Below are 23,231 nucleotides of genomic sequence, written 5' to 3' on the forward strand. Positions count from 1 at the left end.
GATGATGGGCGAAAAACTGTCAGTGTGGCATCAGGGTGAAGTTGCGCTCCAGCAGCAGGCTGGCGTGGCGGAGCGCATGGCTGAAGTCGGCCAGCGCGTGATTCGCGATCACATGCCCGATCAACATCGAGACTTCTACGCGCAGCTGCCCTTTATTGTTGCCGGCAGCGTCGATGCGCAGGGCGACGCGTGGGTCACGCTGCTGGAAGGCCAACCCGGCTTTATGTTCTCGCCCAACGCCACCACGCTGAATATCGAAGCGCGTCCGCATCAGGGCGATCCGGCGGCGGCGGGTATGCACGATGGTGCGCCGGTTGGGCTGCTCGGCATCGAACTGCATACGCGGCGTCGTAACCGCATGAACGGCGTGCTGCACGCGATTGGCGGGGGTTTTCGCGTAGAGGTGGAGCAGAGTTTTGGCAACTGCCCACGCTATATCCAGCTGCGCGATTTTCATTTTGCGTACGATCCCGCCGAGCCTTATCACGGTGAAGTGGAAACCCTGATCGCGCTGGATGATGCCGCCCGCGCCACCCTCGCCGCTGCGGATACGTTCTACGTCGCCACCTATGCCGAACGTCAGGTTGATGCCTCGCATCGTGGCGGCAAACCGGGTTTCGTGCGCGTCAGTGAGGATGGCCTGCTGACCATTCCCGACTTCAACGGCAATCTGTTTTTCAACACGCTCGGCAATATCCATCAAAATGGCAAAGCAGGCTTGTTGTTTGTTGATTACGCCAGCGGCGACACGTTGCAAATGAGCGGCGATGCCGAGGTCATTCTCGACTCGCCGGAGATCGCCGCGTTTCAGGGTGCAGAGCGACTGTGGACATTTCGCCCGCGCCGAATGGTGCGTCGACGTGCCGCTCTCGCCTTGCGATGGTTAACGCAGGCCGACGGTGCAGCGCCCAGTTCACTGATGACCGGGGACTGGCAAAAGGCCGACGAGCGCCTGCGAGCCACAGCACGGGCATCGCGCTGGCGTCCGTTTAAGGTTACGCAGGTGGTGGATGAGAGCGCCACGATTCGCTCGTTTCATTTAATGCCGGATGACGGCGCGGGTTTGTTGCCGCATTTGGCCGGTCAACATCTGCCGATTCGCGTGCAATTGCCCGATACAGATAAGCCGTTGATGCGCGCTTATACGCTGTCGGTGGCGCCGTCGGATGGCTTTTACCGCATCAGCGTCAAGCGTGAAGGTGTGGTGTCGCGCTACCTGCACGATCACCTGACGGCTGGCGATACGCTGGACGTGCGAGCGCCAGCGGGTGATTTCACGCTTGATGCTCATGCATCACGCCCGGCGGTGCTGCTTGCCGCTGGCGTTGGCATCACGCCGCTGCTGGCGATGCTGCGCCATCTGATATTTGAAGGGCAACGCAAACAGCGCCTGCGCCCGACGTTCTTTTTCCAGTCGGCACGCAGCAAAGCCGAGCGCCCTTTCGTGCGCGAACTCGACCAGCTGCGGGCGGCGGCGCACGGCGCGGTAACAATGATACGCGTGCTGAGCCAGACAACGGATGCGGAACCCGGCACGGATTACGACTTCGCGGGACGCATTGATATGGCGCTGCTCTCGCGGGTGCTACCGTTTAACGATTACGACTTCTATCTCTGCGGCCCGCCGGCGTTCACGCAAGCGCTGTACGATGGCTTGCGCACTTACAATATCGCGGATGACCGCATTCACGCCGAAGCCTTTGGGCCATCGTCGCTGCAGCGCACGCGCTCTGTTGTGACTGAAGAAAAACCGCTGGCGCCAGTGGCGACGCATTCGGTGCCGGTGAAGTTTATGGATTCACTGAAAGAGGCGCGCTGGACGCCGGATGCCGGTTCGCTGCTGGAGCTGGCCGAAGCGCGTGGCCTGAGCCCGGCATTCAGCTGTCGCGCCGGACATTGTGGCAGCTGTAAAACCCAACTGCTACAGGGCTCAGTGACCTATAAAACGCCACCGAGCGCCCGCGTGGCCGAGGATGAAGTGCTGATTTGCTGCGCACTGCCAGCGCAGCAAGATGGCGATAAGCAGGCGATTCACCTGGCGCTATAGGCGGCGAGGTTTATAGTGTTTGGGTTTTAAAGATATCGGGCCGGGTTATTACCCACGCGTTATTACCCATGCATAGTTCGGCGCATAGTTCGGCGCATAGTTCGGCTTATTCACGGCTTCATAGCCAAACTTTTTACACAGCCAAGGCGCGATGGTGGTGAAAAGGGTCATTCTGCGCAGTCTGGCGAAAACCGGATATGCATTTCTGCGCTGTCGTTCATTCTCACATTGCCCGGTATGCACGATGACAGAGAATTATACTTATCAGGGGCAAGGTACAGATTTCAGCAGGAGTATTTTGACACTGATTACCAAGGCAAAAATAGACTGATGCTCATTCGTTAATAATCAATGGAACTAAATTTCGTTCACTGTGATTATCTAACACTATGATTGCATTAATATAGAGGGCGAAAAAATTCATTGAAACACTAATACTGAACGGTGTGGGATTTGGGCATGATGATGGGTTTGCTTGACCACCACATAGCTTATCAAGCTAAACCAGCACCCCTGTTTTATTTAACGAACCCAAGTATTCTCCCTGTCGTTTTTTAACGGTAGCAATAAATACAGGCCATTGACTGAAAAGTATCCTCGGCATACGCGCAGGTTTCCCATCCAGATAAGCATAGGCAAAATACTCTGCCTGTCGCTGTAGTTCCTCACTATTTATCATCTGGTTATCTCCATTATAACGTGACGTGCCCGGAGTTATAACGGCTATATTAAGCGGCTGACGAACCAATAATCTGCATTGGATTAGCGGCCAGGTTTATAATCGTCTTAACTTTGTTTCAGCGACCCATTAAATCAATCAGCAGATCCCATCCGGCGCGTAAAAACGTCGAGAAGATATTTGTGAGTGATTTCAAACAGAAGTCCGTGCAGGTTCAAAAGCGAAAAAGGCCGCCTGTAAGGCGACCTCTTCCGGCACTTCCTTTTGCGACCATCTGTTATTTATAAAGCTCAGCGGTCATGTGAACAACGTTGCCGTTGCTGGCTTCAAGGATTTTGTACTGCTGGCCCTGCTGCTGTGCCTGTGCGGCGATTTTCGCTTCCGCGCCATCCAGTGTCAGGGAAGTTGCAGTAACAGTTTGCGCGAAGCTGGCTGCTGACATCAGTGAAAGAGCGGCTACAGCGGCGATAGACATTGCTTTGATAGTTTTCATGGTCATATTCCTTAGTATGTATGGTTGAAAGCACGTTTGCTTTCGATGAGATAATAATAACCAAGGTGACCATTTCAATATTAACAATAAATGCTGGTATTGTTATCTCGCTAACTATCACACTGATAGGCCTTTCTTATAAGTATGCCTATGGGCACGACTGCATCGATTGATAACCCAGTCCAATCTCTGCTCAGTAGGAATGCACAGTCTTACCTGCCTCGTGATAGCGGAGCAGTGGAGGCTGTACAGATAAGTCATGTTTAAAGAATTGACGGGTGAGTAAAATTACCGCTCTGCTCGTGCCAACAGCAGAGGATCACTCCGCTCTTTACTGCATATATTGGCATTGGTTGATCCCCCCTCTTTTCATTCCAAACACGCTACATATTCTGTTGATACCACACTGTTATTTATCCTTCTCAGGATCGCCTCTATCGTAACCTCGCATAAACACGACTCAATATTTAAGGCGGTCAAGCATGTTAAAAAAAAGTGGATTGTTAACGGTTGGCTGCATTCTTGCGTTCAGCTCAGAAGCCAGTACCACGCCAACTAAAACCGCTAAGGACTTCAACCTGATAGGCGTCACGTTGGAGGACGGGAACGTTAAAGGAAGCAACGCATTGCGGTTGTCGATGCCAGCTCGTCAATGGCAAGACCCTAATAAAGAGACACTTACCGATCGCAATTATATGGCCTGGCTCCCCATTAACTTCCATAACGGTGTTATTGAGGTCGAGATTGCCAGTACGCTGGCGACAGGCGCGCCTGACTACGCACGGGGTTTTATGGGCATCTCATTTCGCATTCAGCCAGAGGGGAGTTTTGAAAACATCTATCTACGTCCAACCAATAGCCAGTCGCAGGATCAAGTACGGCGTAATCATAGCGTTCAGTATTTTGCTTATCCGGACTTTCGTTTTGACCGGCTGCGTAAAGAGGCGCCTGAGCGTTATGAAACCTACGCTGACATTAAGCTAAATGAATGGAATCACGTGAAAATTGTAGTTAAAGATCAGCATGCTACGCTGTATTTGAATCATAACTCAACGCCTGCTTTCATCGTCAATGATCTTAAACTGGGTAGCAAAGCTCAGGGCGGTGTCGGTATCTGGATTGAGTCAGGGACGATTGGATGGTTTAAAGATTTGAAAGTCACCTCGGAAAGCGAATAATCAAAAAGGCGCCCCAATGTGGGACGCCTTTGGCTCATTAACGATTTTAACGCTGACGTTGTAGTCGTTGATTAATAAACACCACATTATCCCAGTCTACTACCGGCTGCATTTTCCATTTTTCAGCAATATGCATCTCTTGGGGCGAAGCAGGATGATATTTATGCCATAGCGGGTTTTCAGGCGGCGTATTGTGCGGATTGGGATTGCCATATTTTATGAAATTACTCCACGCCGCCTGCATCTTGCTGGCCATACTTTTCGCTTCATCATCCCAGCTATCGGAATGGATAAGATTACCGAAAATAAACTTCAATTCAGATCCATGAATGACGCCTAACCCTGTCGCCGTAATATCCGGATCGATATAGTCGAAATGATAGACATACACTTCGCGATGACGTGCCAGCGCATCAGCATAGAGATAAAGACCGCTGCGCAATAATCCCAGCGTAATGAGCTGGTTCATGCGCGCTGACGCGTTGTATTCCATGTTGACCGGGAAACGTTGCAAAATCTGCGCGGCGTTGTCACCAAAGGCACTCTCAATTAATGATGCATAGTGCTGCTCAGTCACATCTGGTGGTACGAAAAGACTCCCTTCATCGGTATTAAACCCTGTCAGCAGCCTTACCGGATTTACCTCACCTGTTGCCAGTGTATCTACGGGGTTTGCATGATAAACATGCCCGTCAGGCACGGGCCAGAAACCGGCGACTTGCGGCGGCTGTAACGTTGAATGCGTCGATAAGGCCAACAATTTATCTACGGGTAATTCCCTTAACGCTTCGAGACCGGCTGCATCATCTTTTAACCCAAACTGATCAAAAACCCGTGACGCCTGATCTTTGGCCTGTTCAAGAGAGAGAATGTGTTCAGGCGCAACTGCCGTGGCGTTGGGCAGGCTTCCGCTTTGCATAATCGCCTGATCAAACAAGCCCCTGGCAAGCGGTGACACAATCAGCGTACTGACCGCGTAAGAGCCAGCGGATTCTCCACCCACCGTAACGCGCGAAGGATCCCCCCCAAATGCCCGGATGTTTTCCTGTACCCATTTGAGAGCCGCAATAATATCGAGAAGCCCCCAGTTACCTGTGGTGCCATGCTCTTCGTACGCAGCAGCCGAGGGCAGAAAGCCCAACGTACCCAAACGGTAGTTCAGAGTGACAACCACGATACCCTGCTGAGCCAGATGTTTTCCTTCGTAAAGCGGTTGAGAACCGCTTCCCATAACGTAGCCGCCACCATGAATGAAAACGTAAACCGGAAGTGCCGCTGCGCGACTGCCCTCCGGGCTCCAGATATTCAGATACAGGCAGTCTTCGGAGACGTTACCTTCGCCACCTTGATGGCTCATCGGCGCAAACTGAGTCGCCTCTCTGACGCCTTCCCAGGGCGGAACGGGCACGGGAGGAGCAAATCGACGCGTTGCCACCGGTGGTTGGGCGTAGGGAATGCCACGATAAATACACACGCCGTCGTGCAAGCTACCGCGCAGCTTGCCGACGGGTGAGTCGATTTCATGCGGGGTTTCATCTGGCCATTGTGGAGCACTGATCGGCGTCAGAAAATCCGACAGCCAGCGATTCAGGCCCGTTAGCTTATTATCGTCCATCGTATTAACCTCAATATTCATTTAGACAGCTCAATCCTCCCGGAACAGAGCATTAATACGTCACACCTTAGATTTGGAACAAAACGAAATAAATGACAAATTCATACATGCTTTATATATGATTTGTTTTTAATTAAGGATAACGACCCACCTGAGGGCTTATGGAAAGAATTGAGTGTGACCGCATGTTCATCGCGGTGATGGAAACCGGTAGCTTTACCGCGGCAGCGCAGCGCTTGGGTGTCAGCCATGGACAAGCCTCAAAGCTGATCTCACGTCTTGAACGTGATCTGGGCGTAACGTTGCTTCGGCGTAGCACCCGTTCGTTGACACCCACGGAAGTGGGCCGTGCTTATTACGAGCAGATTCGTCAACTCATCGCCAACTATGATGCCCTTAATGATTCAGTCCGAAACTCCTCGAACACACCTTCAGGCCTCTTGCGTATTTCAGCGCCGGTTACTTTCGGCACACTGCAAATGCCGGATTTGTTGATTGAGTTCGCGCATCGCTATCCTGATATCGAACTCGACGTGCGTTTTGCTGACCGCCTGGTAAACGTCATTGATGAAGGATTTGATCTGGCCTTACGTATTGGCAAGTTAGAAGACAGCAGCTTAATTGCCAGAAAACTCTGTGATATCAGAATTGTTCTTGTCGCTTCTCCGGATTATCTCGCTGCGCGGGGAACGCCCAGCCATTGGGAGCAACTCGCCGAACATGACTGCGTGGTGGACACGAATTTTCGTGAACCTTACTTGTGGCCATTTCTTGATGAGGACAAGCAGCTCATCACGCAGGCGGTTAAAGGAAGGATGAAATTTTCCAATGCCGAAGTGTGTTTAAATGCGGCCACTGCAGGGTTAGGCATCTCCCGCCTGCCTTCGTTTGTGGTCAGCGAGGCGCTTAAAGCGGGTAGGCTTGAGACCGTTCTTCCCTCCTCGGAAGCACCGCCAATGGGGCTTTATGCCCTCTATCCACCGGCAAAATATATTGCGCATAAATCACGGGCACTTATCGATTTTCTGGTTGAAGGCTTTGCCGGAGCACCGCGCTGGGAATGATTTCCAATATGGAAATAATATTCCCTTTTTTAACCCGATAATCTCCTTAACGGAATAAGTGTAAAGTCCTCTCATCAACTTAATGAGAGGAAAACACCATGTTCGATACCCGCACAACACCTTATGCAGCTCTGTTAATGCGCCTGTCTTTAGGCATCCTTTTTCTTGCGCACTTCGGGCTGAAGTTTTTTGTCTTCACACCGGCAGGTACCGCGAAATTCTTTGCCTCGCTGGGTTTGCCGGGTGGTTTGGCTTACCTCACCATGGCAATTGAGTTAATTGGCGCGATTGCACTGATTCTGGGTATCTACACCCGCATCGTTGCTGTCGTGCTGATTCCGGTTTTACTGGGCGCGATTGTCACTGTGCATGGACCTGCAGGCTTCTTCTTTACTAACCCGAATGGTGGCTGGGAATTCCCTGCATTCTGGATTATCGGTTTGATTGTTCTGGCACTGACCGGCGACGGCAAGTTTGCCCTCAAACCTACCGCAGTAAAAAAATAAAAATGTCTGCCGATGGCGAACAGATTGTTCGCCATTCAACCCTGCTTTTCCCCACGTTGTACCCGCGTGCCTTTCATCTGATTGATCCTGCCAGTTCGCTGTTTTGCTTTTCGCGTTTACGCTAAAGTAACCCTCTGATTTTCATCCAGGCGCTCACGATGCCCACAGTGATTTCCACAGAGTCTTTCAGCAGCATCGTCCACTTTGTGACGGCGGCTAACGCCAGTAGCTTTACTGAAGCTGCTGAACAGTTGGGTGTGTCGAAATCGGCCATTGGCAAAAGTATCCAGCGGCTTGAGCATAATCTCGGTATTCCACTCTTCCATCGCACCACACGTAAAATCAGCCTGACCACCGAAGGTGAAGCGTATCTGGCAAGTTGCCAGAGTGCGCTGGAAACGCTGCAAATGGCCGAGATGGCGCTGCGTTCAAAGCTAACGGAGCCCACTGGCACAGTGAGGATAGATTTACCCGCCGCGTTTGGCCGCTCGGTGATGATGCCGGTGTTGATGGACATGACCAAACGCTATCCGCATCTGAAACTGACCATCACGTTTAACGATCGCATCATTGATCCGCTGGACATTGGTTTTGACCTCGCTATCCGCTTTGGTCCGGTTAAAGACACCACCGATCTCATCGCCCGTAAGCTGAACGATCAACATCTGATTATCTGCGCATCTCCCGCCTATATTTCGACGTACGGGAAACCTGAGACGCTGACCGAACTGGCCGATCACCGCTGTATTCTGGCCTGGCGCGGCGGCGCACCGCTTAGCTGGCTAATCCGTGACGAGAGCGGTAAGGACATCAGACTTAAACCCACACCTTTTCATCAAATCAGTGATGGCGATGCCATGATCGATGCCTGTATTGCCGGAGCCGGTTTGATTCAATTTCCTGAAGCGCTGTTACGACCCCACATCCAAGCTGGAAAACTGTTGCCACTGCTTGCCGTCTGCAATCCAGCGCCCACCGAGTTGAATGTTATATGGCCCCGCGCCCGTCATTTACTACCCGGCGTTCGCTTTATCATTGATGAGTTAATCGAATTAGCGGCACAAAAAGCATTCGAATGATTGTAGACTTCAGTTCTACACTCTGTCCCCTTTGAGCCTGTTTATCCACCTCAGCTATCAGCGTAGGATTTCTTCATCGTCAGGTTATCTGACAATTTATCCACTGATGAAGGGGTTCTACTATGCCAGTCGTTAATATCCAGATGTTCGATGGTCGTGATGATGCTAAACCTGCTATCGCTAAAGCGGTGACTGAAGCTATCGCCACCCACGCCAACGTTGATCCACAGTATGTCTATGTCATTTTCAACGACGTAACCACCAGCAATTGGGCCATCTCAGGTGAGATTTTTGCTGAGACGCTGAAGAAATCGAGCTAGCAAGCAGCGCAGCTTAGTCAAATCCGCCGCTATGCCCCCGCGCGTAGCGGCATATTCCTCTTACGGGGAATCTCTTCCTCTCTTCTTTGCACGTTCGCCTGCTCCCACCGTTCTGGAGATTACGATGAAAAATGAAATTACCTGCGTGTTTAACCTGGCCGTCAATGACGGACAATTTCCTGCGTTTAAAGCATTGGTTTCACGCGTAGTAGAAGCCACCAGTAAAGAGCCCGGCACACTGAGTTACGTCTACAGCGTCAGCGACGATGAGAAAACCGCGCACATCGTTGAGCGTTATCGTCAGCAGGATCTGGTGAGCCATGTTGATCACACCTTCGCACCTTTCGCCGAAACCTTTCTCTCTTTAGTGACCATCACCGGCCTGACGGTTTACGGCGAACCCGATGAAGAAATCCGCAAACGCTTAGATCCGTTTGGTGCCGTGTATATGACACCTTTTGATGGATTTACCCGTTAATTTTAAGATTAAAAACCATGAAAGACGCTGCTATGAAACTTTATGTGTACGATCACTGCCCATTCTGCGTGCGCTCACGCATGATTTTTGGCTTGAAAGATGTTGCGTGCGAGATCATTACGTTGCCGAACGATGATGAAGAAACACCCACTCGTCTTATCGGCAAAAAAATGCTTCCGATTTTGGTCACTGAAAGCAATGAAGCGATTGGTGAAAGTCTGGACATCGTCAAATACATTGATGAGACCTACGGTTCGGCTGTGGTGACGGTGCCTGACAATGCAGCCATCGAAGCCTGGATGGAAGAGGCGACAAAACTGATTTATCCGCTGGCGATCCCACGCTGGGCAAGCGCTGATTTTGAAGAGTTTCGTCAGGATGCTGCAAGACACTATTTTGTCAGCAAGAAAGAAGCCGTTTTTGGTCCCTTCCCACGTTTGCTGGACCAAACCGCAACCATGGTGACGGAGATAAATGCAAAGCTGGAGGTTCTTGAGCTGTTGCTCTCGCAGCAAGAGCAAGATACCGAGCATTTCTCGCTGACGGATATTCGTCTTTTCCCACTGCTGCGCTCGTTATCCATCGTTAAAGGGATGAAGTGGCCAGCAAGGGTGGATGCATGGCGCAGAGAGATGGCCGTCAAATCCCAGGTCAATCTCAATGATGACATCGCAATCTGAGCCGATGTTTACGGGCGGCAAATATTCAAAGCCGCCCGGAACCAAAGTGGTCTGAAGCAAAATCCAGGAAGCTGCGAACCTTAGGCGTCAGGCGCCGATCGGGGGCATGGAGAATATGCAAAGGACGCGTGGGAATGTTATAGGCATCCAATACCTCAACCAGGCTGCCCTCTTGAATCAATGGGTTAACCAGTTCAGCGGGTTGTAGTGCTACGCCCTGCCCGGCGCGAGCCGCATTGATGAGCGCTTCACCGCTGTCCAGCATCAACCTTCCTTCGACGGCAACACGTAGCATCCCTTCAGCGCTTTCAAACTCCCAATGTGTTCTCAACGAGGTATGGCTGAAAATCAGGCACTCATGTTGGCTGAGATCGCTGGGATGAGCCAATGGTGGCGCATCATTCAGGTAAGTGGGTGAAGCACAGGCAATCAGTTGGTAAGGGTGTAACGCGCGCGCCACCAAACCACTGTCCGGCAGATGCCCAACCCGAAAAACGATGTCAAACCCCTCATCAATCAGGTCTACCATTCTGTTCGCCAGCATCAGTTCAACCGTAACGTCAGGATTTTGCTTGAGGTATGTCGGGAGTAACGGTGCAAGCGCATGAACACCAAAGGTGACCGGCGCATTGATGCGGATGCGGCCTCGCGGTGTCGCTCGCGTCTCTGCAGCAAAAGATTCTGCCGCTTCGAGTTCAGCAAGAATAATTTTTGCCCGCTCATAGAAGTCGCGGCCTGCTTCAGTCACGCTGTGCTGTCGAGTGGTGCGGTTTATCAGACGAACGCCCAGATGTTGTTCGAGGAAGGAAACGTTTTTCCCAACCAGCTGTGGCGACATATCCAGCGCTTCAGCGGCGGCGGTAAATGAGCCCAGTTCTACGGAACGCGTAAAAACCGTCATACTGGTAAGACGATCCATTAGAAACACCTTGTTGTAGATGAGCCCGTTAGTGGTATTTATGATGTCATCTATTTTTAACGCGTTCAACGTCAGGCAGACGCTTAACGTTCTCCTTTAGCCGCTTGAGGGTGTGAAATGATTAACGCTGAATTTTCCCTATTACGTGAAAGCACACATTTTTTCTGGCCAGAATCGGCCAAAAAAATTGATGTCGCGAAGGGACTGGATTACATCCTGTCAGGAATAACGGCGCAGACATCGCTGACCGCCTGGCACCTTGAAATGATGATTTATCGCACCGAGGAGATTATTGAATCCGATTCGACAATCACCCCGATCCACGGTGAGGCAACCAGTCAAGATCCGTTGTTAAAGGCGGTATGTGCGAGCTATTTAGACGGTGCATCTTTAGCCACACCCGAGCACATTGAGGACGCTTTCAATAAACTGGCAGATGATATTTCCTACCATCCGCTCTCCTTATCAGAAGCGGCGCTGCAGGTACTCGCAGGATTTGTATTTGTCCGTGAGGTAACCCATCACCTCGGCATCACGGCGATTCATGCCGCATGATTTCAGGCATAAAAAAGCCGGTTACTGCAAGGCGAGTAACCGGCAAAGCGTCGTTGCATATCATTGTTATAGTAAAGAATGTGACTGACAGACACTCACTTCAAGACAACTATGCCTGCCAGGTTCCAGCTTGTTTGGCGCTGTGAGCGGCCAGCATGTCCATCAGTTCTGGCGACAAACAATCGTATGGCGTTAACGCCAGGTCAGTTAAGCGCTCACGGACATCGGCCATTTTAGAAACCGGCGCGCCGCTTTCAATAATGGACGAAACGAAAGCGGCAAATCCTGGCGCAGACCAGCCTTCGCTATCAGACAGTTCAGTGTGCACAAAATCCAGACCGTAAAACGCATGTTGCTCGTTCTCAATGCGGCCATACATGTGGACACCACAGTCAGTACAGGCATGACGTCTGATCAGGGCCTTTTCATCAACGACTTTCAATTTCTCTGCGTGTGCAATGACAGAGACGTTGTCTTTGGGAACAACAGCAACCAGTGAGAAGAGCGAACCTGAGGGTTTCCAGCATTTCGTGCAACCACAGGCGTGGTTAAACATCGTCTGGCTATCAAGCTGTACTTCAACCTGATTCTCCGTGCAGTGGCAACGTAACACGCCGCCAGAAAAATGCTCATTTGCCGCTTTAATGCCGGCGTCTACCGCTGGATGGATTTTCTGAACGTTCATGAATGAATCCTTGATTAAACAGGTGCGACAAGCGCCGCACCCGATGCGTTGAGAGATCAGTAGTGGATAACGGTGCGGATAGATTTGCCTTCATGCATCAGGTCAAATGCATCATTAATGTCATCAAGTGACATGGTGTGAGTCACAAATGGCTTCAGCTCAATCTCACCCTTCATGGCATCTTCAACCATTCCCGGCAGCTGACTACGTCCTTTAACCCCACCAAATGCAGAGCCTTTCCATTGACGGCCCGTAACCAGCTGGAACGGACGTGTGGAAATTTCTTTACCCGCACCCGCTACGCCAATAATGACCGACTGACCCCAGCCACGGTGAGCAGACTCAAGCGCTGCACGCATCACGTTCACATTGCCGATACATTCGAAAGAGTGATCGACACCCCAGCCTGTCATTTCAATAATGACGTCCTGAATCGGTTTGTCGAAATCGTTGGGATTGATGCAGTCTGTTGCGCCGAACTGCTTAGCCAGCTCAAACTTGGATGGGTTGGTATCAATAGCAATGATGCGGCCGGCTTTCGCCTGACGCGCACCCTGAATGGCTGCGAGGCCGATGCCGCCCAAGCCAAAAATGGCTACGGAATCACCAGGCTGCACTTTTGCCGTATTGTGAACAGCGCCAATACCGGTGGTTACACCGCAGCCGAGCAGGCAAACGTGTTCGTGATTGGCTTCCGGATTTATTTTCGCCAAAGAGACTTCAGCGACCACGGTGTACTCACTAAATGTTGAGCAACCCATGTAGTGATAGATCGGCTGACCGTTGTAAGAGAAGCGCGTTGTGCCATCCGGCATCAGGCCTTTGCCCTGGGTGGCACGAACGGCGGTGCACAGATTAGTTTTGCCGGATTTGCAGAACAGGCATTCGCCACATTCGGCGGTATAAAGAGGAATAACGTGATCGCCAGCTTTTACGCTGGTAACGCCTTCGCCAACCTCAACGACTACGCCAGCACCTTCATGACCAAGAACTGCAGGGAAAACACCTTCAGGATCATCACCTGACAAGGTAAAGGCGTCAGTGTGGCAGACGCCCGTGTGACTGATTTTGACTAACACTTCGCCAGCGCGTGGCGGCTCAACGTCAATTTCAACAATTTTTAAAGGCTGGCCAGGGCCAAATGCAACAGCAGCGCGTGATTTCATTACGGCACTCCACTTAATTGAGGGTTCGGATTGAGCGGGGTGATTGTTTGCAAATTGCTCATCACGCCGCCCTAAAGAGGTGGTAAAAGTTTATCGAGTAGAGGGAGTATAGATCGCATACCCTATAGGGGTATATAGGATTTTTGTCTTTCCTGTTAAAAACAAATCATCTTATTGTTTTTAAACGAAATTAAAAATCAGAGTAATTGTGAGTAATTACTGAGACCTCTGCAAACGCTCTCTTAATGATGACGCAAAGAGAGCTGCAATCGCTGCCAGGCTATCGCACCACAGAAGATGAGAAAAGATTAATGAGCCGTATCCCTATTCTGGAAGAAAGGATAGCTCTGAAACATTGCTGACCTCATATTTTCAACATAGGCAGGTTCGCCACAATAGGCCTTGCGGATGCTTCCGGGCGGTTCGTTAACGTAATGACGATAAACACGCGTGAAGGTTTGCTGGCTACTAAATCCATTGTCCATTGCGATCGCCATAATATTTTTGTCGGTAGTGATTAGCGCACTGGTTGCGTTTATTACACGACAAATCCGGATGTAATCCGCTATTGATATTCCGGTAATGTCCTTAAATCTGCGCTGAAAATACCAGTGTGTATAACCGCTTCGTCTGGTAATAACGTCAACTCTAAGATTGACATCAAGATTGCCATCAATCCACTTTATAATGTCTCTGACAACAGCGTGCAAAACGAGCTCTCTACCACTGCAATCATCTGTTTTAAATGAATAATTGCTCATGCCTGAGCTAATTTTGTGGTTACTTGAAATAGTCATATTGATCACCCGTAAAATTCTGAACAAACTTTAGCACATAGATTAACGGCGACTCGTTCAAATAATTTAACGATGATAATTTAATAGACTGAGCGTGTTAATTGCAGACATAAAAAAGCAGCACCTAAAGATGCTGCTTTTCAAAGGTACTCAGTAAGCACCCGCTTCAATATCACTTAAAATAAGAGCGAACTAATTTAACCAGCTCACCAATTTCCTGTTCACTGCTGCTATCGGCGTTTAACTTTCCCGCGAACTCTTCTTTTATATAGCTTTCCAGGATCTCGGTCATCAAACCATTCATCGCGCCTCTAACTGCAGCCATCTGCATCAATACAGGAGCACAATCTACGCCCGCTTCCAGCGATCGCTGAATGCCTTCGCATTGTCCCTGTATTCTTTTAATTCTGTTAAGCGCACGCTTTTTATCTTCAGGAGAGTGTGGCATACATCCTCACATACTGTACCGGGGTATATCATAACATGAAGGCGCTATCTTCATTAGCGATGACTGCCATAACAGTCGTTCACTTAAAAATAGACTTGTTAGCCTGCAGCCATGAGCGTTGCCGGACAGTTTGCCAGATGGGAACGGTGACTCCAATACCCCTGTTAGCACTGATTCACAGTGTAAAATTGATCATGCTCCAACATAAAGGGCAACTTCATTTCAAGTTAACCAACACGGCGTTTGCAATGCTGGCTTCCATCCTTAGCTGAAACTACATTTCCACCGCTTCGCGGGCGCGCCGCGTCATAACGAGATTTATCACGATGCAAACCAACAACACCAGGGCAGATAACAGCATCGCTTTAGCCATGCCGTGCGAAAATGTTTGCGTATCGGTATGCGTTATTAGCGCCCCAAAGATGGCTACGCCCACGACCCCGCCCAACTGTCTTGCTGACGCCATCAATCCTGAGGATATGCCGGCATCGTGCTGTGAGACTGAAGCAAGCATCGTATTGGTGACTGAGGGTACTGACATCGCGCTTCCCATCCCGACCAGCATGAGTGCGCCATTCAACAGCCAAAAAGAGGCATTAACCGATAACTGGGATAACAATAAAAACCCGATAATTTGCACGCTAAATCCGGTGGTGATGATACGTATGGCACTTACGCGACGTGCAACACGTGAAGATATCATCGTTGATAGGGTCAGCACGGCGGTCAAAGGAATGAAAGCGATACCAGTCTGAAACGCACCATAGCCTTTAACGGTCTGGAAAAAGAGGCTGAGCACAAAAACGGTGCCGTAAAAAACCAGATTGATGACGGCGCCACTGAGGCACATTGCAATCAGCATCTTATTTTTGACTAAGCGAGGAGGCAACATTGGAGCCGCGACATGCCTTTCCGTGACGGTAAATAGGAAAGCTGAGAGGATTGCCAGACACAACGCCACAAGCGGCAACATTGTCCATCCCCGATCGCTCGATTCTGTCAGGGCATATGTCAGGGAGGCGATGGCAATAGCGCTGGCTATTTGGCCCGGCACATCGACTTTCTTATCGACACGTGGAGAAGCTGGAGCAAAACGCAGGATGAGGATGATCGCGATAAGGCCAATGGGAACATTGATTAAAAACACGCTGCGCCAGCCCAAATACTGGATGAGAATGCCACCCAGCACCGGACCGGCAGCAAGCGCGATACCTCCACAGGCACCCCACATAGCCACTGCGGTACGGCGGGTGTTTGCATCCTGGAAAGTCAGCCTGATCAACGTTAAGGAGGTCGGCACCAACAGGGCAGCGCCAATTCCCTGAATACCCCGCAGCGTAATCAGCATTGCCATGCTGTTAGCTAATCCGCAGCCGATTGATCCGAACGTAAAGACGCCAAACCCCCAGGCAAAGACGGTCTTTGCACCTAACTTGTCCCCGAGTGCGCCACCCAGAATCAGCAATGCTGAAAACACTAAAGCATAGCTATTGATCACCCATTGAAGGCCAGTAAGGTCCGTTTTAAACGCATCTTTCAAGGCGCTCAACCCAACATTCACTACGCTGACATCAAGCTGAACCACTAAAAATCCCAGACAAGATGAGATGAGTATTGCCGCTAAGGTGGGCGTTATTTTCGACATAACAAATGAAGCCAAAATGAGTTAACCATGTCGAAAGGATATGAATTGACACGGCATGCGTAAATACTAGAATTTGCACACCATCCATGCAAAAACGCATACATCATGAATTGGGAAGATTTACGCTTTTTTCTGGCCATTGCCAAAGCCGGTACGATTTCAGGTGCTGCAAAAGATTTGAAGGTTGATCAAGCCACAGTAAGTCGCCGACTGGCATCGCTTGAAGCAGAATTGGGCATTCAGCTTTTCATCCGCCTGCCACGTGAATCGCGCCTGACACCGATAGGTGAAAAAATTTTAAACGAGGCAAAGGAGATTGAGGCGAAAGTGTATTCCGTCGCGCGGCTCTCCTCCTCAGTTAAAACATCTGCCCGTTCCCGGGTGGCGATCTCGGCGCCGCCAATACTCGCCCGCCATTTTTTTGCCCCCGCTATTTTTGAGATGACGCAGCAAAATCCTGACATCCAACTCTCTATCCAAAGTGAAGCGCAATTTGTGTCTCTTTCAAAAATGGAAGCTGATTTATCCCTGCGCCTGTCTCCGCCAATAGAAGAGACCGATATTATAAAAAAAACGGGGCTAATGAAGTTTGGTTTATATGCCGCGCCTCATTACAGCAATATTAAAAATGCCTCAACCTGGGATTTTATTGCCTATTCCCATAAGGAACCCAGTTTTGAGCACAAAAGATGGCTGAATGAAGTTATAGGAAACCAGCGGGTTTGTTGTGAAGTCAGCGATTTAAGCAATCAATATGAGGCTGCATGTACGGGAATTGGCGTTGCGGGCTTACCGTGTTTTTTAGCTGATAAAGAACCCCGACTGATTAAATTGTCCACTGAAAAACCGATGCTAACGCTGGATATCTGGTTAGCAAAACACCCAGACCTACGAGACGATGCGCAGATACGAAAAATCGCGCAGACAATGACTGAATTTTTAGATAAGAAAGGATTAGGGTTGAATCAGTAACTCGTTAACTATGTCGGTCTAACACAGGCAATGTACATGAAGTGAGGTGGATTCATCCACCTCACTTCAGTTTAAAACCAATTACTTACAGACAATAAATATCTTAATACTCAGATTCTTCTCCCGGTAACGGGATGGAGAGCTCCTCACCCTTAGCGCCTGCATAGAAAATAATGACGTCAGTACTTTCATCTTTGGTGAACCCACGGTGGGCAATATCGATGGACTCATTGAAAGCCTCACCAGCGTGAAAAGTTTTAGTTTCTCCGCTCTCTTTGTCTTCAATGGTTAGCGAACCGGACAGAATGTAGGCGGTATTTGGAATGGGATGAGTATGCCATGGCAGCTCTGAATGAGCGGGGATGGTCATTTTCATAACGGTGATTTCAAGTTCACCAGAAGGATAGTGCTCTAATTGTTGTCCATTCCAGGCAAGCCCACTTTTAAGCAAGATCTCTGACTCGTTTTTATGTTCATCAGTCGCGTTATTCATCTTTTCCCCTATAACGATTAAATTAAAGCCACTGCAAAAGAATAGCTTAAATTTTAGAACGGTGAATTAACTCGACAATTAAGGCTCTTAATGCGCCAAATTAATTATTTTTGGTTATTAATTAAAGTTGGGTGACAAAATAGCGCTGCTGAAGCTCGAGAACGCACGGGATTTGGCGACTGACCTGAAAGCTTGCTCCTGGCACATAGTTGTCATTTCGGCTTAATTAATATTATTTCTCGGCATTAGCGCCTCATCAGGCCAGGTGTTACATGGCTGTCAGCTCATCACCTATGGCCTGTCAAAGAGTGTAATTGCATAAGAAACATTAATAATCACTGGTCCTAAAAGGCAACCTTACCTATCATAACGCACAGCTATTATATGGATATTAGGTGAGTTATGGCTTTGAATGGAAAACTGATTCTGAACGGCGCAGATTACGCACCGTTAAACATCTACGGCGTCGGCATTTTCATGGCGTTCTCAGGTAATGGCGCTTACCGTAATCGTGGGGGCTGCGGCGCAGTTGCGGGAGACGGTCCATTGCCACCGGGAAGATACTGGGTTGTCGATCGCGGCGCGGGTGGCTTCTTTGGTAAGCGAAAGGCTGAATTACAGGATACCTGGAACAAGTATGTGAACGGTGTGGCCTTTGGTCGAAGTGAATGGTTTGCACTCTATCGAGAGGACTCAGCCATTGACGATGAAACATGGTATGAAGGCGTGCGCCGTGAACTATTCAGGCTTCATCCGGGGACCATATCAGAAGGCTGCATCACCATTCCCCACAACTCTGACTATGCACGTATCCGCCAGGCGTTTATGAACACTTCAATGGTGTCCGTGCCAAGTAAGCCTTCGCTGATGGCAAGAGGATTAATTGAGGTTGTCGCCAATGGCTCAAACACTTGCCCGTAGGGCCGCAAAATGCGTTTTCTTCATATTAATAATGCTGGCTGTGGGCAGATCGCTCGGTGGCGCTGAAACGTATATCTCTCAGGATTACGCCCGAAAGGTTGCCGTATTTATCAGCGGCGAATCCAATATCGAAACCCTCTACGACGCCTATTTCTACCTTGATGTTGTCATCGTGGTGTCCATCACCACGGCTGTTTACTTAACAACCATGAAGTTAATCAAAAAAATAAGGATCAAGTAAAATGCCAATCCCTCCGTATATGTGGCTTAAAGATGATGGTGGAGCAGATATTCGAGGATCTGTCGATGTTCACGACCGTGAAGGCAGCATTGAAATTATCGGCATGAGCCACGGCATTAACCTGCCAGTGGACGGATCTAACGGTAGGATCACCGGTACGCGCCAGCATTCATCAATGATGATTGAGAAAGAAGTGGATAGCTCCACGCCTTATCTGTACAAGGCAGCAGCCACCGGGCAGACGCTAAAAAGCGCTGAACTTCGCTTCTATAACATTAGCGATGCTGGTCAGGAAGTTTGCTATTACACGGTGCTGATGGAAAACGTGAAGGTCACCGGCGTTAACTGCGGCGTGGCAAATGTGAAGCTTGCAGGCAATGACAAACTAAACCATACGGAAAGCGTCAGCTTGCAGTATGAGAAAATCACGTGGCGTATTGTGGATGGTAATATCCAGTACACCGATGCATGGAACGAGCGTCCAACCGCTTAGAACAACCTTTCCTGCTTTTGAGATACAAAAACTCAAGTACCGCATTGAGTCGTAATCGTCGCAAGATTGTATGAAGCTTGATGAAACCCAGAAAAGCAAAAACCCAGCCATAAGCTGGGTTTTCTAAATGTTGGTGCCCGGACGCGGAATCGAACCACGGACACGGGGATTTTCAATCCCCTGCTCTACCGACTGAGCTATCCGGGCAACGGGGCGCATTAAACCTTACTCAGAACGCACCGTCAAACGCTTTTCGGCAAAAAATCGCTGACTGATGCCTTTTAAAGCAACCGCCAGACCAAGCGGTAAAAAATCATGCCGCCTATCACTGTTATCGGTGAATTTTTAAGCATTTATGCCGATAACCGTGCTGACATCTCATACCAATAATAAGGTCCACCATGTTCAGCACAATTACATCAGGCATCATGTCGCGCCTCGCGTGGCAGAAACGCAGTCATAGCATGGCAACGCTCAGTTCGTTGCAGGACGCTATCGCCATGGTCGAATTCACCCCAGACGGCAAAATCCTTACCGCTAACGAACTGTTTCTGGAGCGCATGGGCTATACGCTTAAAGAGATCGTTGGCCAGCATCACAGCCTGTTCTGCACCGCAGATTTGATTAATTCGCCACAATATCGCGACTTCTGGCGTCGTCTCAATCGCGGTGAAGGCTTCAGCGACAAATTCCTGCGCGTGGCGAAACACAGCCGCTCTATCTGGCTGGAAGCCAACTATGTGCCGGTGCAGGATCGCAGCGGTCGGGTGGTAAAAATCGTCAAGCTGGCGAGCGATATCACCGCACGCATTATGGATGCGCAGGAGCAGCGCGCCATGACCACCGCAATAGAGCGTTCGATGGCGGTGATTGCCTTCAATTTGAAGGGCGAAGTGTTGATGACCAATGACAACTTCCTGAAAACCCTGGGATACAGCGCGGCAGAAGTGGTCGGTGTTCATCACAGCCAGTTTTGCCCACCCGAAATGCGTAACAGCGACGAATATCGCCGCTTCTGGCACAAGCTCAATCAGGGCGAATTTATCTCCGGCCAGTTCCAGCGCGTGAATAAACGCGGCCAAACCGTGTGGCTACGCGCTACCTATAATCCGGTGTTTAACGAAGCTGGCGAACTGTACAAAGTGGTGAAATTCGCCACCGATGTCACCGCGCAGGTGGAGAAAAATCAGCAAGAGCGCGAAGCGGCGCAGCAGGCGTATCAAACCGCGCTGCAAACCAGCGAGAGCACGCGATTGGGCGCCACGGTCATTGAGAACAGCGTGCAGACCATGAATGATTTGGCGGGCGAACTGCACGGTATTTCGGACGATATCAACGATCTGAGCGAATCATCCGATCGTATTGGCGCCATTGTTGAAAGCATTCGCCGTATCGCCGATCAAACCAATCTGCTGGCGCTTAACGCGGCGGTGGAAGCGGCGCGCGCCGGTCAGCATGGTCGCAGCTTTGCCGTGGTTGCCAATGAAGTGCGTACGCTGGCGGCCAACATTAACCGCGCCACCACCGAGATTGAAAATAGGGTGCAGCAGAACCACACGCTGGCCGAGAAGGCGCTGAAAGGCATTGCATCGAACCTTAAACGCGCCGATCACGGCGTGGTGTTAGCGCAAGAAGCTGGCGGTATGATGGCCGATATTCGCGGCAGTTCCAGCGAAGTGGTGCGCGCCATCAGCCATGTTACCGATGCGTTGAAAGAGGGATAATTTACTTTTTTACTGCGCCGCCGCGGTGATCACCGGCGGCGCAGTGGCTTCCGGTACAAAGATATGGTCGAGAATATTACGCATCAACGGCGCCGCGGTGACGCCTTCGTTGCCGCCGTTTTCCAGAATCAACGCCACCGCCACTTTGGGATCGTTAAACGGCGCAAATGCGGTGTAGAAGATGTGGTCACGCAGGCGCATCGGCGTCATTTTGGCGTTATACACCTGGTTCTGCTTGAGGCTGAATACCTGCGATGTGCCCGATTTCGCCGCAATGCCGTAAGGCGCGGTGTGGAAGTATTTGTAGCCGGTACCGTTCGGCGCATTTGCCATACCGAACATGGCGTGACGCACCAGCGACCAGTACGGCGATTTGGCATCGCCAATCTGCGGCTGCGGTAATTTAGCCTGATACGGCTGCACCACCGTGCCACGCTGCGATTTCTCCAGCAGGTGCGGATTAATCACCCGTCCGTTGTTGATCAGCGCCACCATCGCTTTTACCATCTGAATCGGCGTCGCCACCCAGTAACCTTGTCCAATGCCGACCGAAACGGTATCGCCCTGATACCAAACATGTTTATGTACCTTCTGCTTCCATTCGCGGCTCGGCAATAATCCGGCGTACTCTTCGTTGAGATCGATGCCGGTCGATTTGCCATAGCCAAACTGGCTTAGCATGGTGTGGATGCGATCGATGCCCATCATGAACGCCACCTGATAAAAGAAGGTGTCGGCAGATTCCTCAATGGCGCGCGTCACATCCAGCATGCCGTGGCCCGATTTTTTCCAGTCGCGATATTTGCGATCGGTGCCCGGCAGCGTCCAGGTGGGCGCGCCGAAGAAAGTGGTACTTGGGGTGATCACTTTGTTAAGCAGTGCCGACATCGCCATGTAAGGCTTCACCGTGGAAGCTGGCGGATACAAGCCCTGGGTGACGCGGTTGATCAGCGGCAGGTCTTTATCCTGCAGCAGGGTTTTGTAGGCTTTGTAGCTGATCCCTTTGACGAACGGATTGGGATCGTAGCTCGGTGCAGAGACCATCGCCAGCACGCTACCGTCATGCGGATCTTCAATCAGCGCGGCGGCGCGTTGTCCCGCCAGCTGGCTCTCAACATACTGCTGCAGATGCAGATCGAGCGTCAGCGTGATGTTCTGACCGGCAACCGGCGGCACCTCTTTTAGCACGCGCACGATGCGGCCGTGGTTATCGACTTCCACTTCCTGATAGCCGGTTTTACCGTGCAGCAGCGATTCGTAATAGCCTTCAATGCCCTGCTTACCGATATTGTGGTCAGCGGCATAATTCTCACCAACGCCTTGTGCGTTCAGGCGTTTGTAATCGTTATCGTTGATTTTTGAGACGTAGCCAAGCACGTGCGCCAGATCGGCGCCGTAAGGATATTCCCGATCCTGATAGGTATCGACGGTGACGCCGCTAAAGCGGAATTGATTGACGGCGAAGCGCGCCACTTCTTCGTCAGTCAGTTCCGCTTTCAGTTCGACCGGCTTGTAGCGGCTGTTCTGCTTGAGTTCATGTTCGAAGGTTTCAATTTCTTCTGGCGTGAGATCGACAATTGGCGTCAGCGCTTTCAGCGTCTCCTGCATGTTGTCGATTTTGTACGGCGTGATGTGAATGTCGTACCAACTAACATTGCGCACCAGCGGAATGCCGTTGCGATCGAAGATCAACCCGCGCGTGGGCGCGATGGGGATCATTTTGATGTCGTTTTCGTTCGATCGCGTTTGATAATAGCTGTGCTGATCGACCTGCAGACGATACAGGTTGATGCCTAAAATGGTAAAGCAGATGACAACCAGGGCAAAAGCGACAATCGCACGGCGGGCAAACAGCTTTTCTTCTGCTTCGAAATTACGGAAATTCATTAGGTGGGCTTAGTCTCTTTGTTATCACGCTAATGATAAGCAGAGATTGTTTCAGAGCCAGCACGAAGATGCACAAGCCTGGGTAAAAGTGTGTCAGATGTTTACGGTGGGAAGCCAGGTCGCCATGAATGGCGACCCTACGTTGA

The 23,231-nt window shown here is 50.4% G+C and carries 24 protein-coding genes and 1 tRNA gene; 14 read left to right on the plus strand and 11 right to left on the minus strand.

The window, feature by feature from the left end; translation table 11 throughout:
• Nucleotide 1 precedes the first annotated feature (1 nt).
• Nucleotides 2–2,047 carry a 2Fe-2S iron-sulfur cluster-binding protein gene (locus tag AC6I8K_RS15675; RefSeq protein ID WP_497827038.1) on the plus strand — a complete coding sequence of 682 codons (2,046 nt, stop codon included), beginning with the start codon at nt 2–4 and terminating at the stop codon, nt 2,045–2,047.
• Between the two features lie 956 nt (nt 2,048–3,003).
• Here the strand turns inward: AC6I8K_RS15675 and AC6I8K_RS15680 are convergent.
• Nucleotides 3,004–3,219: a YdgH/BhsA/McbA-like domain containing protein gene (locus AC6I8K_RS15680; protein WP_224933836.1), complete on the minus strand. Its 216-nt coding sequence runs from the start codon at nt 3,217–3,219 to the stop codon at nt 3,004–3,006.
• 482 nt (nt 3,220–3,701) lie between these two features.
• On the opposite strand from AC6I8K_RS15680, the gene AC6I8K_RS15685 reads away from it, so the two are divergent.
• Nucleotides 3,702–4,397 carry a 3-keto-alpha-glucoside-1,2-lyase-like domain-containing protein gene (locus tag AC6I8K_RS15685; RefSeq protein ID WP_497827039.1) on the plus strand — a complete coding sequence of 232 codons (696 nt, stop codon included), beginning with the start codon at nt 3,702–3,704 and terminating at the stop codon, nt 4,395–4,397.
• A gap of 46 nt (nt 4,398–4,443) precedes the next feature.
• On the opposite strand, the gene AC6I8K_RS15690 is transcribed toward AC6I8K_RS15685, so the two are convergent.
• Nucleotides 4,444–6,033 carry a carboxylesterase/lipase family protein gene (locus AC6I8K_RS15690; RefSeq protein ID WP_497827040.1) on the minus strand — a complete coding sequence of 530 codons (1,590 nt, stop codon included), beginning with the start codon at nt 6,031–6,033 and terminating at the stop codon, nt 4,444–4,446.
• A gap of 140 nt (nt 6,034–6,173) precedes the next feature.
• Between AC6I8K_RS15690 and AC6I8K_RS15695 the strand changes: the two genes are divergently transcribed.
• From AC6I8K_RS15695 to grxB, 6 genes are all read left to right on the plus strand, one after another.
• Nucleotides 6,174–7,076 carry a LysR family transcriptional regulator gene (locus tag AC6I8K_RS15695; RefSeq protein ID WP_064738556.1) on the plus strand — a complete coding sequence of 301 codons (903 nt, stop codon included), beginning with the start codon at nt 6,174–6,176 and terminating at the stop codon, nt 7,074–7,076.
• Between the two features lie 98 nt (nt 7,077–7,174).
• Nucleotides 7,175–7,582 (plus strand): DoxX family protein, encoded by a 408-nt coding sequence (locus tag AC6I8K_RS15700; RefSeq protein WP_497827041.1) that lies wholly within the window; start codon nt 7,175–7,177, stop codon nt 7,580–7,582.
• Between the two features lie 158 nt (nt 7,583–7,740).
• Nucleotides 7,741–8,661, plus strand: coding sequence for a LysR family transcriptional regulator (locus AC6I8K_RS15705; protein ID WP_497827042.1), 921 nt, complete (start codon nt 7,741–7,743; stop codon nt 8,659–8,661).
• A gap of 122 nt (nt 8,662–8,783) precedes the next feature.
• Nucleotides 8,784–8,981, plus strand: coding sequence for a tautomerase family protein (locus AC6I8K_RS15710; RefSeq protein ID WP_064738553.1), 198 nt, complete (start codon nt 8,784–8,786; stop codon nt 8,979–8,981).
• A 124-nt stretch (nt 8,982–9,105) separates the two neighbouring features.
• Entirely contained in the window at nt 9,106–9,459 is a 354-nt protein-coding gene (locus AC6I8K_RS15715; RefSeq protein ID WP_064738552.1) for a putative quinol monooxygenase, read from the plus strand.
• Nucleotides 9,460–9,476: 17 nt separating this feature from the next.
• Nucleotides 9,477–10,139 (plus strand): glutaredoxin 2, encoded by a 663-nt coding sequence (gene grxB, locus AC6I8K_RS15720; RefSeq protein ID WP_497827043.1) that lies wholly within the window; start codon nt 9,477–9,479, stop codon nt 10,137–10,139.
• A gap of 25 nt (nt 10,140–10,164) precedes the next feature.
• On the opposite strand, the gene AC6I8K_RS15725 is transcribed toward grxB, so the two are convergent.
• Nucleotides 10,165–11,058, minus strand: coding sequence for a LysR family transcriptional regulator (locus AC6I8K_RS15725; protein WP_497827044.1), 894 nt, complete (start codon nt 11,056–11,058; stop codon nt 10,165–10,167).
• A gap of 117 nt (nt 11,059–11,175) precedes the next feature.
• Here AC6I8K_RS15725 and AC6I8K_RS15730 point away from each other — a divergent pair, with 117 nt between their 5' ends.
• Complete coding sequence (locus AC6I8K_RS15730) at nt 11,176–11,613, plus strand: hypothetical protein (protein ID WP_483816156.1); 438 nt, start codon at nt 11,176–11,178, stop codon at nt 11,611–11,613.
• A 109-nt stretch (nt 11,614–11,722) separates the two neighbouring features.
• Here the strand turns inward: AC6I8K_RS15730 and gfa are convergent, their stop codons facing one another.
• From gfa to AC6I8K_RS15755, 5 genes are all read right to left on the minus strand, one after another.
• Nucleotides 11,723–12,298: an S-(hydroxymethyl)glutathione synthase gene (gene gfa / locus AC6I8K_RS15735; RefSeq protein ID WP_483816157.1), complete on the minus strand. Its 576-nt coding sequence runs from the start codon at nt 12,296–12,298 to the stop codon at nt 11,723–11,725.
• A 56-nt stretch (nt 12,299–12,354) separates the two neighbouring features.
• Entirely contained in the window at nt 12,355–13,464 is a 1,110-nt protein-coding gene (locus tag AC6I8K_RS15740; protein ID WP_064738548.1) for an S-(hydroxymethyl)glutathione dehydrogenase/class III alcohol dehydrogenase, read from the minus strand.
• A gap of 308 nt (nt 13,465–13,772) precedes the next feature.
• Nucleotides 13,773–14,261 (minus strand): helix-turn-helix domain-containing protein, encoded by a 489-nt coding sequence (locus AC6I8K_RS15745; RefSeq protein WP_483816158.1) that lies wholly within the window; start codon nt 14,259–14,261, stop codon nt 13,773–13,775.
• A gap of 172 nt (nt 14,262–14,433) precedes the next feature.
• On the minus strand, nt 14,434–14,709 hold the full coding sequence (locus AC6I8K_RS15750; RefSeq protein WP_064738546.1) for a metal/formaldehyde-sensitive transcriptional repressor: 276 nt from the start codon (nt 14,707–14,709) through the stop codon (nt 14,434–14,436).
• A gap of 274 nt (nt 14,710–14,983) precedes the next feature.
• The gene (locus AC6I8K_RS15755) at nt 14,984–16,369 is read right to left on the minus strand and encodes an MFS transporter (RefSeq protein ID WP_497827045.1); all 1,386 of its coding nucleotides are present in this window, start codon (nt 16,367–16,369) and stop codon (nt 14,984–14,986) included.
• 90 nt (nt 16,370–16,459) lie between these two features.
• Here AC6I8K_RS15755 and AC6I8K_RS15760 point away from each other — a divergent pair, with 90 nt between their 5' ends.
• Entirely contained in the window at nt 16,460–17,326 is an 867-nt protein-coding gene (locus tag AC6I8K_RS15760) for a LysR family transcriptional regulator (protein WP_497827046.1), read from the plus strand.
• 103 nt (nt 17,327–17,429) lie between these two features.
• On the opposite strand, the gene AC6I8K_RS15765 is transcribed toward AC6I8K_RS15760, so the two are convergent.
• Complete coding sequence (locus AC6I8K_RS15765; protein WP_483816161.1) at nt 17,430–17,819, minus strand: cupin domain-containing protein; 390 nt, start codon at nt 17,817–17,819, stop codon at nt 17,430–17,432.
• Between the two features lie 402 nt (nt 17,820–18,221).
• Between AC6I8K_RS15765 and AC6I8K_RS15770 the strand changes: the two genes are divergently transcribed.
• Genes AC6I8K_RS15770 through AC6I8K_RS15780 form a run of 3 tightly spaced genes read left to right on the plus strand, consistent with a single transcriptional unit; the run spans nt 18,222 to nt 19,474 of the window.
• The gene (locus AC6I8K_RS15770) at nt 18,222–18,740 is read left to right on the plus strand and encodes a DUF2778 domain-containing protein (protein WP_497827047.1); all 519 of its coding nucleotides are present in this window, start codon (nt 18,222–18,224) and stop codon (nt 18,738–18,740) included.
• Complete coding sequence (locus AC6I8K_RS15775) at nt 18,718–18,981, plus strand: hypothetical protein (RefSeq protein ID WP_497827048.1); 264 nt, start codon at nt 18,718–18,720, stop codon at nt 18,979–18,981. Before AC6I8K_RS15770 ends, AC6I8K_RS15775 begins: the two co-directional genes overlap by 23 nt.
• A gap of 1 nt (nt 18,982) precedes the next feature.
• Nucleotides 18,983–19,474 carry an Hcp family type VI secretion system effector gene (locus AC6I8K_RS15780; protein ID WP_350261105.1) on the plus strand — a complete coding sequence of 164 codons (492 nt, stop codon included), beginning with the start codon at nt 18,983–18,985 and terminating at the stop codon, nt 19,472–19,474.
• Nucleotides 19,475–19,605: 131 nt separating this feature from the next.
• Here AC6I8K_RS15780 and AC6I8K_RS15785 read toward each other — a convergent pair.
• A tRNA-Phe gene (locus AC6I8K_RS15785) sits at nt 19,606–19,681 on the minus strand.
• 194 nt (nt 19,682–19,875) lie between these two features.
• On the opposite strand from AC6I8K_RS15785, the gene AC6I8K_RS15790 reads away from it, so the two are divergent.
• Nucleotides 19,876–21,198, plus strand: coding sequence for a methyl-accepting chemotaxis protein (locus tag AC6I8K_RS15790; protein WP_497827049.1), 1,323 nt, complete (start codon nt 19,876–19,878; stop codon nt 21,196–21,198).
• A 9-nt stretch (nt 21,199–21,207) separates the two neighbouring features.
• On the opposite strand, the gene mrdA is transcribed toward AC6I8K_RS15790, so the two are convergent.
• Entirely contained in the window at nt 21,208–23,085 is a 1,878-nt protein-coding gene (gene mrdA / locus AC6I8K_RS15795; protein ID WP_064738533.1) for a penicillin-binding protein 2, read from the minus strand.
• Nucleotides 23,086–23,231 lie beyond the last annotated feature (146 nt).

The organism is Pantoea sp. X-Soil-ISGK-421, from assembly GCF_059730785.1.

Coding starts and splice junctions, on each gene's coding strand:
- AC6I8K_RS15700 (WP_497827041.1), top strand. CDS start 7,175: ATGTTCGATACCCGCACAACACCTTATGCAGCTCTGTTAATGCGCCTG.
- AC6I8K_RS15675 (WP_497827038.1), top strand. CDS start 2: ATGATGGGCGAAAAACTGTCAGTGTGGCATCAGGGTGAAGTTGCGCTC.
- AC6I8K_RS15775 (WP_497827048.1), top strand. CDS start 18,718: ATGGCTCAAACACTTGCCCGTAGGGCCGCAAAATGCGTTTTCTTCATA.
- AC6I8K_RS15780 (WP_350261105.1), top strand. CDS start 18,983: ATGCCAATCCCTCCGTATATGTGGCTTAAAGATGATGGTGGAGCAGAT.
- AC6I8K_RS15705 (WP_497827042.1), top strand. CDS start 7,741: ATGCCCACAGTGATTTCCACAGAGTCTTTCAGCAGCATCGTCCACTTT.
- AC6I8K_RS15760 (WP_497827046.1), top strand. CDS start 16,460: ATGAATTGGGAAGATTTACGCTTTTTTCTGGCCATTGCCAAAGCCGGT.
- grxB (WP_497827043.1), top strand. CDS start 9,477: ATGAAAGACGCTGCTATGAAACTTTATGTGTACGATCACTGCCCATTC.
- AC6I8K_RS15690 (WP_497827040.1), bottom strand. CDS start 6,033: ATGAATATTGAGGTTAATACGATGGACGATAATAAGCTAACGGGCCTG.
- AC6I8K_RS15765 (WP_483816161.1), bottom strand. CDS start 17,819: ATGAATAACGCGACTGATGAACATAAAAACGAGTCAGAGATCTTGCTT.
- AC6I8K_RS15745 (WP_483816158.1), bottom strand. CDS start 14,261: ATGACTATTTCAAGTAACCACAAAATTAGCTCAGGCATGAGCAATTAT.
- AC6I8K_RS15715 (WP_064738552.1), top strand. CDS start 9,106: ATGAAAAATGAAATTACCTGCGTGTTTAACCTGGCCGTCAATGACGGA.
- AC6I8K_RS15730 (WP_483816156.1), top strand. CDS start 11,176: ATGATTAACGCTGAATTTTCCCTATTACGTGAAAGCACACATTTTTTC.
- AC6I8K_RS15740 (WP_064738548.1), bottom strand. CDS start 13,464: ATGAAATCACGCGCTGCTGTTGCATTTGGCCCTGGCCAGCCTTTAAAA.
- AC6I8K_RS15695 (WP_064738556.1), top strand. CDS start 6,174: ATGGAAAGAATTGAGTGTGACCGCATGTTCATCGCGGTGATGGAAACC.
- AC6I8K_RS15790 (WP_497827049.1), top strand. CDS start 19,876: ATGTTCAGCACAATTACATCAGGCATCATGTCGCGCCTCGCGTGGCAG.
- AC6I8K_RS15725 (WP_497827044.1), bottom strand. CDS start 11,058: ATGGATCGTCTTACCAGTATGACGGTTTTTACGCGTTCCGTAGAACTG.
- AC6I8K_RS15770 (WP_497827047.1), top strand. CDS start 18,222: ATGGCTTTGAATGGAAAACTGATTCTGAACGGCGCAGATTACGCACCG.
- mrdA (WP_064738533.1), bottom strand. CDS start 23,085: ATGAATTTCCGTAATTTCGAAGCAGAAGAAAAGCTGTTTGCCCGCCGT.
- AC6I8K_RS15685 (WP_497827039.1), top strand. CDS start 3,702: ATGTTAAAAAAAAGTGGATTGTTAACGGTTGGCTGCATTCTTGCGTTC.
- AC6I8K_RS15710 (WP_064738553.1), top strand. CDS start 8,784: ATGCCAGTCGTTAATATCCAGATGTTCGATGGTCGTGATGATGCTAAA.
- AC6I8K_RS15750 (WP_064738546.1), bottom strand. CDS start 14,709: ATGCCACACTCTCCTGAAGATAAAAAGCGTGCGCTTAACAGAATTAAA.
- gfa (WP_483816157.1), bottom strand. CDS start 12,298: ATGAACGTTCAGAAAATCCATCCAGCGGTAGACGCCGGCATTAAAGCG.
- AC6I8K_RS15680 (WP_224933836.1), bottom strand. CDS start 3,219: ATGAAAACTATCAAAGCAATGTCTATCGCCGCTGTAGCCGCTCTTTCA.